At 45.3% G+C, this 10,995-nt stretch carries 8 protein-coding genes and 1 pseudogene; 8 read left to right on the top strand and 1 reads right to left on the bottom strand.

The window, feature by feature from the left end:
* Positions 1-292 (top strand): annotated as a pseudogene (locus tag A3766_RS11815) (hypothetical protein); the annotation flags it as partial.
* 49 nt (positions 293-341) lie between these two features.
* Here the strand turns inward: A3766_RS11815 and gltA are convergent.
* Positions 342-1,613 carry a citrate synthase gene (gene gltA / locus A3766_RS11810; RefSeq protein WP_068508429.1) on the bottom strand — a complete coding sequence of 424 codons (1,272 nt, stop codon included), beginning with the start codon at positions 1,611-1,613 and terminating at the stop codon, positions 342-344.
* Between the two features lie 603 nt (positions 1,614-2,216).
* Here gltA and sdhC point away from each other — a divergent pair.
* From sdhC to A3766_RS11775, 7 genes are all read left to right on the top strand, one after another.
* Complete coding sequence (sdhC, locus tag A3766_RS11805; RefSeq protein ID WP_068508431.1) at positions 2,217-2,591, top strand: succinate dehydrogenase, cytochrome b556 subunit; 375 nt, start codon at positions 2,217-2,219, stop codon at positions 2,589-2,591.
* Positions 2,585-2,932, top strand: coding sequence for a succinate dehydrogenase, hydrophobic membrane anchor protein (gene sdhD / locus A3766_RS11800; protein ID WP_068508433.1), 348 nt, complete (start codon positions 2,585-2,587; stop codon positions 2,930-2,932). Before sdhC ends, sdhD begins: the two co-directional genes overlap by 7 nt.
* Before the next feature lie 3 nt (positions 2,933-2,935).
* Positions 2,936-4,708, top strand: coding sequence for a succinate dehydrogenase flavoprotein subunit (sdhA, locus tag A3766_RS11795; RefSeq protein WP_068508435.1), 1,773 nt, complete (start codon positions 2,936-2,938; stop codon positions 4,706-4,708).
* A 15-nt stretch (positions 4,709-4,723) separates the two neighbouring features.
* Positions 4,724-5,428, top strand: coding sequence for a succinate dehydrogenase iron-sulfur subunit (locus A3766_RS11790; protein WP_068512317.1), 705 nt, complete (start codon positions 4,724-4,726; stop codon positions 5,426-5,428).
* Positions 5,429-5,820: 392 nt separating this feature from the next.
* A complete protein-coding gene (locus A3766_RS11785; protein ID WP_068512320.1) occupies positions 5,821-8,661 on the top strand; it encodes a 2-oxoglutarate dehydrogenase E1 component in 2,841 nt (946 codons plus the stop codon).
* Positions 8,662-8,678: 17 nt separating this feature from the next.
* A complete protein-coding gene (gene odhB, locus A3766_RS11780; protein ID WP_068512323.1) occupies positions 8,679-9,908 on the top strand; it encodes a 2-oxoglutarate dehydrogenase complex dihydrolipoyllysine-residue succinyltransferase in 1,230 nt (409 codons plus the stop codon).
* Between the two features lie 25 nt (positions 9,909-9,933).
* The coding region (locus A3766_RS11775; RefSeq protein WP_068642249.1) for an FAD-dependent oxidoreductase at positions 9,934-10,995 on the top strand (1,062 nt) is incomplete at its 3' end.

Raw genomic sequence — 10,995 nt, 5'->3', positions numbered from 1 at the left:
AGGTGCAGAGGTGTTGCCGTTTTTCCCGATGTTTTATGAGGCAGCAGTTAGAGTGGGTGTGCCTGTTCAGCCAGTTGCACTAAAGTATACGGATGAATTTGGTCGGCTCTTGCCTGAGCCAGCGTTTATAGATGATGACTCGTTTATTGATACGCTTGAGCGTATTCTAAGGGTTGAAAAGGTGTATGCTCATGTCCGTTATCTGGAACCTATGGACTCAGCATCCTTATGTCGTAAGGGCTTGGCGAGGCGTACTCGGGAAATGATTGGTGCAGAATTAAAACTGATTTAGGTATAAAAAAACCCGCAAGAGCGGGTTTTTTTATACCTTAGCTTTGCGCTTAGGCAGGGTAGTCGCGCTTGTCGTGACCAGTATAAAGCTGGCGTGGACGACCAATGCGGTAGTTTTCACTAACCATTTCGTTCCAGTGTGAGAACCAACCAATAGTTCGAGACATTGCGAAGATAACGGTAAACATTGACTCAGGAATACCGATAGCTTTCAAAATGATACCCGAGTAGAAGTCTACGTTTGGATATAGCTTTCTTGCAACAAAGTACTCATCTTCTAGTGCTATCTGCTCAAGGCGACGCGCGATCTTCAATAGAGGATCATTCTCAAGGCCTAGTGCACCAAGAACTTCTTCGCATGTTTCGCGCATAACTTTGGCGCGAGGGTCGAAGTTTTTGTATACGCGGTGACCGAAGCCCATCAGACGGAATGGGTCGTTCTTGTCTTTCGCTTTGGCTACGTATTCATCGATCCGAGATACGTCACCGATTTCGTTAAGCATTGTTAGTACAGCTTCGTTTGCGCCGCCGTGAGCAGGGCCCCAAAGTGCAGCGATGCCAGAAGCGATACAAGCAAATGGGTTGGCGCCAGTTGAGCCAGCTAGGCGGACAGTTGATGTTGATGCATTCTGCTCATGGTCAGCATGAAGCATGAAGATCTTATCCATTGCCTTTGAGATGGCTGGGTCAAACTTAACATCGCCAGCTGGCGTGCTGAACATCATGTGCAGGAAGTTTTCTGCATAATCCAAGTCATTGTTTGGATACATGAAAGGCTGGCCGATTGAGTACTTGTAGCACATCGCTGCAATAGTCGGCATTTTAGCTACAAGGCGGAAGCCTGCTATTTCACGGTGTTCTTCGTCAGAGATGTCCATCGTATCGTGGTAGAACGCTGAAAGAGCACCAACGACGCCGCACATGATCGCCATCGGGTGAGCGTCTCTTCGGAAGCCCTTAAAGAATTGGTTAACTTGATCGTGAACCATTGTGTGGTTGCGAACAGTTTTTCTGAAATGTTCGTTTTCTTCTGCTGTCGGAAGTTCTCCGTGCAAAAGTAGGTGGCATAGTTCAAGGTAGTCTGAATTTTCAGCTAGCTGTTCTATTGGGTAGCCTCTGTGAAGAAGTACACCTTTGCCGCCATCAATGTAGGTGATTTTAGATTCGCATGCCGCAGTGGACACGAATCCAGGGTCATAAGTAAAGACACCTTCTGATACTAGGCCTCGTACATCTATTACATCTGGGCCGACAGAGCCAGAATAAATTGGTAAATCGATGGTTTTCCCATCAACCGATAACTGAGCTTTTTTATCAGTCATGGTGCTCTCCTGTTGCTGAGATAGAGTAAGCCAAGCGTAGCTGCTGCTTAATAGGTAAAAAGCTTGCGGCCAGTTGGCGACTTAAAAGTTTGCGCATTATGCCAAATAGAATGACTATAGTCACGTCTCTGTAATGTGCCAATGTAGATGAAAAAAAAATCAAAGAAAGTTTCGGCTTTTTGGGTGGGTGAAATTTGCACGGCTGTGGCGCGGAAATATCTAATAAAAGCTAATTTGGTGCAAAGTGGGTATGAAAACTAAGAAAAAAAGCTTGATATGGTGCCAGAGCTGCCTAAGGCGGGGCTACTATGTTGCTGAAATATTATTGTCAAATACAAGAAAATTTATAATGGCCAAATAATGCCGTTATTTTTGTTCGTGGTTTGTATTTCGCGGCCTTAATCCCTATAATCCGTCAGCAAAATTAGGTGGTGGCCTATTTCACGTTTTGTTTCGGATAATCTTTATTGTAGATTTTCGGGCGGCAAGGCTGAATAGCGTTGAAACATCTTATTATAAAAAGGTTGCAAGGGTTGGCGAATCTTTAGAGACGCCTTCCTTTGTTTAAATTAGCTCATGCCAACTTGAGAGAGTATATGTGCTGTGAAAGATAAACGACCTGTAAATCTCGATCTAACTCAATTTAGTTTTCCTCTGCCTGCGCTAACGTCAATTGTGCACCGTGTTACCGGTGTGGCCTTGTTCGTTGGTGTGGCAATTCTTATGTATGTCCTTGAACTTTCGCTCTCGAGCGAAGACGGTTTTAACGCCGCTAAAGAGTGTCTGGACGGTGCTTTTGTTACTTTGATTATGTGGGGCTTGGTTTCTGCGCTTCTTTATCACTTGGTAGCGGGAATTAAACATTTATTAATGGACTGTGGTATTGGTGAAACGCTTGAAGCTGGCCAGTTCGGTGCCAAAGTTGTTATAGCAGTGTCAGTTGTACTTATCTTATTGGCAGGAGTTTGGTTATGGTAGCAAGTGTTACTAGTTTTGGTCGTAGTGGACTCTATGATTGGATGATTCAGCGTGTTACAGCGGTTGTGTTGGCTGCTTACACGGTATTTATTCTGGGTTATCTAGTGCTAAACCCTGACTTGACATACATGCAGTGGAGTGAGCTGTTTAGTCAAACTTGTGTCAGAGTATTTTCTTTACTTGCTTTGTTATCTTTGGGTGCTCACGCTTGGATCGGTTTGTGGACGGTGTCTACAGACTATCTAAAAGCAATGGTATTCAGGTTTATTTTTCAAGCTGGTTGTGGCCTGGTCATGTTCGTTTACGTGGTCTGGGGTGTTCAGATTCTTTGGGGGCTGTAAGAAATGTCTAAATTAAGAACGCTTAATTATGATGCAATAGTTATTGGTGGTGGCGGTGCTGGTATGCGCGCAGCACTTCAATTGACAGAATCCGGCATCAAAACAGCTTGTATTACTAAAGTATTCCCAACTCGTTCTCACACGGTTTCTGCTCAAGGTGGTATAACTTGTGCGATCGCAAGTGCGGATCCAAATGATGATTGGCGCTGGCACATGTATGACACTGTTAAAGGGTCAGACTATATCGGTGATCAGGACGCAATTGAATATATGTGTTCAGTTGGCCCTCAGGCTGTATTTGAATTGGATCATATGGGTTTGCCTTTCTCGCGAACTGAAGCAGGTCGTATCTACCAGCGCCCGTTTGGTGGCCAGTCTAAAGGGCCGGATAATCCGACTCAGGCTGCACGTACTTGTGCTGCTGCTGACCGTACAGGTCACGCACTATTGCACGCACTATACCAGGGCAACTTGAAGGGCGGCACTACCTTTCTTAATGAATGGTATGCAGTCGATTTGGTGAAAAACCAAAAAGGTGCAGTGGTTGGTGTCATTGCTATCTGTATTGAAACAGGTGAGCGTGTATACGTTAAGGCTAAGGCAACTGTTATGGCGACGGGTGGTGCTGGTCGTATTTATCAGTCGACTACTAACGCTTTGATTAATACTGGTGACGGTATGGGGATGGCGCTTCGCGCTGGCTTCCCAGCGCAGGATATGGAAATGTGGCAGTTCCACCCAACAGGTATCGCTGGAGCGGGTACACTGGTAACAGAAGGTTGTCGTGGTGAAGGTGGTTACCTGATCAATGGCGAAGGCGAACGTTTCATGGAACGTTACGCACCTAACGCTAAAGATCTTGCTGGTCGTGACGTTGTTGCGCGTTCAATGGTTATGGAAATACTAGAAGGCCGTGGTTGTGGTCCAAATAAAGATCACGTTATGTTGAAGTTGGACCATTTGGGTGAAGAAACCTTGAATGCCAAGCTTCCAGGTATTCTTGAATTGTCACGTACATTTGCTCACGTTGATCCGGTTAAGGTACCAATTCCGGTTGTACCAACTTGTCACTATATGATGGGTGGTATTCCGACTAATATCGGTGGTCAGGCACTAACGCAGGATGCTGAAGGTAACGATCACGTTATCGAAGGTCTATATGCTTGTGGTGAAGCTGCTTGTGTATCAGTTCATGGTGCAAATCGTCTTGGTGGTAACTCGCTACTTGATTTGGTTGTATTTGGTCGTGCTGCCGGTTTGCAGATTGAGAAATCTTTGCGCGAAGGTTTTGCAACTGATGATGCAACAGAGGCTGATATCGAAGCCGCATTAAGTCGTTTGGATCGTTTGGATAATACGACTGGCGGTGAAAGTGTTGCTAAGGTTCGAGAAGATTTGCAAAGCACGATGCAGCTTTACTTTGGCGTTTTCCGTGAAGGTGAGACCATGCAGAAAGGTCTTAAGATGCTCGACGAAATAGGTGAGAGAGTTAAGAATACTCATCTTGAAGATAAGAGCGCTGCTTTCAATACTGCTCGTATCGAAGCGCTTGAGCTGGATAACTTGTTCGAAGTTGCTTACGCAACAGCTGTAGCTGCAGAAGGACGTAAAGAAAGTCGTGGTGCTCATGCTCGTAATGATTTTACTGAGCGTGATGATGAAAACTGGTTGAAACACTCAATGTACTTCCCTCTAGAGAAGCGCGTTGGTAAGCGTGATGTTAATTTCTCGCCTAAGACCGTTGATGCGTTCCCACCAAAAGTACGCTCTTACTAAGGGGAGATTTGGAAGATGTTAGTAAGTTTATATCGCTATAATCCTGAACAAGACACTGCACCCTATATGCAGGATGTTGAGTTACAGATCCCTGAAGGGAAAGATTTGATGGTTCTTGATGTCCTGGGCTTGCTTAAGGAAAAAGATCCATCACTGGCTTACCGCCGCTCTTGTCGTGAAGGTGTTTGTGGTTCAGATGGTTTGAACATGAATGGTAAGAATGGATTGGCTTGTATTACACCTCTTTCAGAAGTTGTGAAGGGTAACAAGTTAATCATTCGTCCTTTGCCGGGCTTGCCGGTTATTCGTGACTTGGTTGTAGATATGTCTATGTTCTACAAGCAATACGAGAAAATTAAGCCATTCTTGATTAATGATACGCCAGCACCTGCTATTGAGCGTATACAGACGCCTCAAGATCGTGAAAAGCTGGATGGATTGTATGAATGTATCTTATGTGCTTGTTGTTCAACAGCTTGCCCATCATTCTGGTGGAATCCTGACAAGTTTGTCGGGCCATCAGGTTTGTTACAGGCATACAGATTTTTGGCTGACTCACGTGATACTGCTACGGCAGAGCGTTTAGCTGATTTGGATGACCCTTTCAGTGTTTTCCGTTGTCGGGGTATCATGAACTGCGTTAGCGTTTGTCCTAAGGGGCTTAATCCAACGCGAGCTATTGGTCATATTAGAAATATGTTGTTGCAGCGCTCAACTTAATAGTGCTGAAGACGGTAGTGGTCAGGGTAGACTTTCTGCCGTCGAGACATAATCAATTGCAATAATCTGCAAGTTTTGAATTTATGTCTATAATCAAGTGATGAATCCTTTCAGACCTAGTGCTTTAGCCTAGGTCTGAAAACTTAGGAAACTGTAAAGTAAGCCCAAAAAGCCGAATTTGCAGTTCGCTGAGAAATAATAACCACTGGGGAATCGGGTAACACCCGTATTATCTTTGAGGCAGCAGTCATCCGAGCCTGTTATGTAGGGCGTTACAAGGCGAAATCGCTTTTTATCGTTAGGCTACGTATAGGTATCTTAGAGATACATATTGGCCGCCAATAAGATAGTGCCTGGTATTCGCATTTACTGCTAACTAAGGCGAGCTTTTAATGCAAGAAAGCATCATGGAACAACTCTGGCGGACATCTCACTTGTCTGGCGGAAATTTAGTATACGTTGAACAGCTGTACGACGCTTATTTGGCTGATCCTAACAGCGTCTCTGAAGAATGGCGAAGCTACTTTGACCAACTCCCAAGAGTTAATGGTCATGCTAAGAAAGACATCCCTCATTCGACCATTCGTGAACAGTTTCTCCACCTTTCCAAAAACAAATACGCAAGTCACGAACTGACTACTCCCGCAAGCGCAACCTCTGAGCACGATAAGAAGCAAGTTAAAGTCGCTCAATTGATTAACTCCTATCGAATTCGTGGCCACCAGGCAGCAAAGCTTGATCCCTTAGGTTTGATGGAGCGGGTTGATGTTCCTGATTTGGAGCTTGAATATCACGGTTTGAGCGAGGCCGACCTGGATACCGAATTTCAGATTGGTAACTTGGTCTTCGGTTCCGATGAGTTGAGTCTTCGAGAGATTGTTAACGGACTGAAAGAAACCTATTGCTCATCGCTTGGCGCTGAGTACATGCATATCGTAGACACAGATATTCGTACATGGTTTCAAGAGCGTATTGAGTCAGTAAAAGGTAAGCCCAATTACGAATTTGATACGCGCTACCATCTGCTAGAGCGTTTAACAGCAGCAGAAGGCTTAGAAAAATATCTTGGCTCTCGTTACCCAGGTACCAAACGCTTTGGCTTGGAGGGTGGTGAAAGTCTGATCCCGATGATGGATGAGCTGATTCAGCGTGCCGGTGGTTATGGTGCTAAAGAAATCGTTATAGGTATGGCTCACCGTGGTCGCCTAAACGTTTTGGTGAATACGCTTGGTAAAAACCCGAAAGACTTGTTCGATGAGTTTGACGGTAAAAAACTCCATGATATTGGTTCCGGTGACGTTAAATACCACCAGGGCTTTTCATCGAATGTGATGACGCCAGGTGGCGAAGTGCATCTAGCCTTATCGTTTAACCCCTCACATCTTGAGATTGTTTCTCCGGTTGTTGAAGGCTCGGTTCGAGCGCGCCAGGGTAGAAGGGAAGATGAGCGTCGGGATTCTGTCGTACCTATTATCATGCATGGCGATGCTGCGTTTGCAGGTCAGGGCGTGGTGATGGAAACCTTCCAGATGTCACAAACTCGTGGTTATGGTACGGGTGGTTCCGTACATATTATTATTAATAACCAGGTTGGCTTTACCACCAATAAGCGTGAAGACACGCGCTCAACAGAGTATTGTACCGACGTTGCAAAGATGATCGAAGCGCCAATCTTGCATGTAAATGGTGATGACCCCGAAGCTGTTTTGTTTGCTACTCAGGTTGCAATTGATTTCCGCAATCAGTTTAAGAAAGATGTCGTTATTGACTTGTTCTGCTATCGCCGTCGTGGTCATAACGAGGCGGATGAGCCTTCGGGCACGCAGCCATTAATGTATCAAGTGATCAAGAGCTTGAAGACAACTCGTTCTATCTACTCTGAGCGCTTACTTGAAGAGCAGGTGATCTCACAAGAACAGTCTAAAAAGCTTGAAAATGACTACCGTTCAGCACTAGAGAACGGTGATCATGTTACCAAGAGTTTGGTTCTGGAACCGAATAAGTCTATGTATGTTGACTGGACGCCATTCATTGGCCATGAGTGGACAGCTAAGGCTAAGACTTCGGTCAATGCCAAAACCTTGCAGCGTTTAGGTAAAAAGCTAGGTGCGATACATGAAGGCTTTCCTATTCAGAAGCAGGTTCAGAAGATCATTGAAGATCGAAATAAAATGAATCAGGGCGCAATGCCGCTGAACTGGGGTTATGGCGAGGTAATGGCTTATGCTAGTTTGCTAGCAGAAGGTCATGAAATTCGTATCTCAGGTCAAGATGTTGGTCGCGGTACCTTCTCTCATCGTCATGTTGTTTTACACAACCAGACAGATGGATCGACTTATGTGCCTTTGCAGAATATCAAAGAAGATCAGCCTAAGTGCGAGATTATCGACTCCTTGTTATCGGAAGAGGCGGTTCTTGCCTTTGAATATGGTTTTGCAACGACCAACCCTGGTGCACTCGTAGTTTGGGAAGCTCAGTTTGGTGACTTCGCAAACGGCGCACAAGTTGTTATTGACCAGTTTATTACCAGTGGTGAGTTAAAGTGGGGGCGCCTATGTGGCCTAACCATGCTACTACCTCACGGTTATGAAGGTCAGGGTCCTGAACACTCCTCCGCTCGCTTGGAACGCTACTTGCAGTTGTGTGCTGAGCATAATATCCAGGTTTGTGTGCCAACTACGCCAGCACAGGTGTTCCATATGCTTCGTCGTCAGGTTAAACGACCTTTGAGGAAGCCTCTGATCGCCATTACGCCGAAGAGTTTACTTCGTCACAAAGAAGCTACCTCAACGCTTGATGATTTGAGCTCAGGTACATTCCAGACAGTTATTGGCGATAGCTATGTTGATGATGTTCGCAATATAAAACGCGTCATTATGTGTAGCGGTAAGGTTTATTATGACCTGTTGAATTTCCAACAGCATAATGAAATTACTGATACTGCGGTGATTCGTATCGAGCAATTGTATCCGTTCCCTGGGGATGATCTTAAGGCCATCTTGGAACAGTACCCGAAAGCAAGTGATGTTGTTTGGTGTCAGGAAGAGCCCCAAAATCAGGGTGCATGGTATCCAACGCAGCATAGAATGCGTCGAGTGCTCAAAGAAATTGATGAAAAAATATATTTAAGATACGCCGGACGTAAAAGCTCCGCTGCTCCTGCTGCAGGCTATATTTCGGTACATGTTGAAGAACAAAATGCGCTAGTTAACCAAGCGTTTGATGTTGAATAGTTTAATAAGGATTGGAAATGTCTACAGAAATTAAAGCCCCAACCTTCCCAGAGTCAGTCGCGGATGGAACAGTTGCCACTTGGCATAAGCAAGCTGGAGAGCAGGTATCGCGTGATGAACTCATCGTCGATATAGAAACTGATAAAGTCGTTCTTGAAGTCGTTGCGCCAGATGATGGTGTGATTGAATCTATTTTAAAGCAAGAGGGCGATATTGTCCTAAGTGGCGAAGTCATCGGTAAGTTTACAGCTGGCGCAAGCGGTACAAGTGCCGCAGCACCCGCAGCTGAAGCGGCTCCGGCGGCGACTGAAGAGTCGGCCCCTGCTGCCGAAGTTATCATGAGCCCGGCTGCTAAAAAATTGGTGCAAGAAAATAGTCTTGATCCGTCAGCTATTGCAGCAAGTGGTAAAGACGGTCGTTTGACAAAAGAGGATGTTGTTGCGCACCTTGCAACTGCTACTAGTGCACCTGCTCCGGCCGCTGCTGCGCCAGCTAGTAAGCCAGTATCGGCCCCTGCTGCGCCAGTAGCGCTTGATCTTGGCGCTCGCGCTGAAAAACGAGTGCCTATGACTCGCTTAAGAGCAAGCATTGCACGTCGATTGTTGGATGCAAGTCAAAATACTGCCATGTTGACCACCTTTAATGAGGTTAACATGAAGCCCTTAATGGATCTTAGAAAACAATATAAAGAGTTGTTTGAGAAGAAGCATGATGGCACTAAGCTTGGTTTCATGTCCTTATTCGTTAAAGCAGCTGCTGAAGCCTTGAAGCGCTTCCCGGCAGTTAATGCGTCAATCGATGGTGATGAAATTGTTTATCATGGTTATCAGGATATTGGTGTAGCGGTATCAAGTGATAAAGGCCTGGTAGTACCAGTCTTACGCGATGCAGATGGTATGAGCTTGGCAACAATTGAAGGATCAATCAAAGAGTATGGTCAAAAAGCCCGTAACGGTAAGCTCTCTATTGAAGAAATGACAGGCGGTACTTTCACTATTTCTAACGGTGGTGTATTCGGTTCCTTGATGTCTACGCCAATCTTGAATCCGCCTCAAACGGCGATTTTGGGTATGCATAAGATTCAAGAGAGACCTATGGCTGTTAATGGTGAGGTTGTGATCTTGCCGATGATGTACCTTGCTTTGTCTTATGACCATCGAATGATTGATGGTAAAGAAGCTGTTCAGTTCCTGGTTGCGATCAAGGAAATGATTGAAGATCCAGCTAGAATTCTTCTAGAAATTTAAGTCGAGAACCGGGAGATAAATATAAATGTCAAATAAGTATGATGTAATCGTAATTGGTTCTGGTCCGGCTGGATATGTTGCTGCAATTCGTTGTGGTCAGCTTGGCTTAAAGACTGCGTGTGTTGAAAAGTGGACATCTGAGACAGGTAAGCAGATTCTTGGTGGTACCTGTTTGAACGTGGGTTGTATCCCTTCAAAAGCCTTGCTTGAGTCTTCACATAAGTATGAAGAGGCGAAGCATGATTTTGACGTGCACGGTATTGGCCTGGACGATTTGAAGATTGACGTGCCTAAGATGATTGGCCGTAAAGATACGATTGTTAAGAATTTAACAGGTGGTATTGCATCTTTGTTCAAAGCAAATGGTGTAACGTCGGTTCAAGGTACGGGTAAATTGCTTGCGGGTAAGCAGGTTGAAGTAACGGATGCCAAGGGTGGTGTTACTGTTTACGATGCTGACAATGTGATTCTTGCAACAGGTTCAACACCTGTAGAGATTCCGCTAGCACCTTTAACTGAAGGCCATATCGTTGATTCAACTGGTGCGCTGAACTTTGATGAAGTTCCTAAGCGTTTGGGCGTGATCGGGGCAGGTGTTATCGGCCTTGAATTGGGTAGTGTATGGGCGCGCTTGGGTTCTGAAGTAACGGTCCTCGAAGCTCAAGATACCTTCTTAAGTTCTGTTGATCAGCAAATTGCAAAAGAAGCGCTTAAGCAATTTAAGAAGCAGGGCTTGGATATTAAATTAAAGGCGCGTGTTAATGGTACCGATATCAAGCGCGGCCTCGTAAACGTTAGCTATGAAGATACCAAAGGTGCGCAAGAACTTAAGGTTGATAAGTTGATAGTCGCTGTCGGTCGCCGACCAGTAACAGAAGACTTGTTAGCGGCTGATAGCGGTGTAAACCTCGATGAGCGCGGATTTATCTTCGTAGATGACCATTGTAATACAGGCGTTCCGGGTGTTTATGCCGTAGGCGATGTTGTACGTGGTCCAATGCTAGCGCATAAAGGCTCTGAAGAGGGGGTTATGGTTGCTGAGCGTATTGCTGGTCAAAAGACTGAAGTTAATTACGATACGATTCCC

Source organism: Oleiphilus sp. HI0132 (assembly GCF_001635845.1).
The sequence above is the reverse complement of the archived record's forward strand: the minus strand, read 5'-3'. Positions and strand labels throughout refer to the sequence as shown.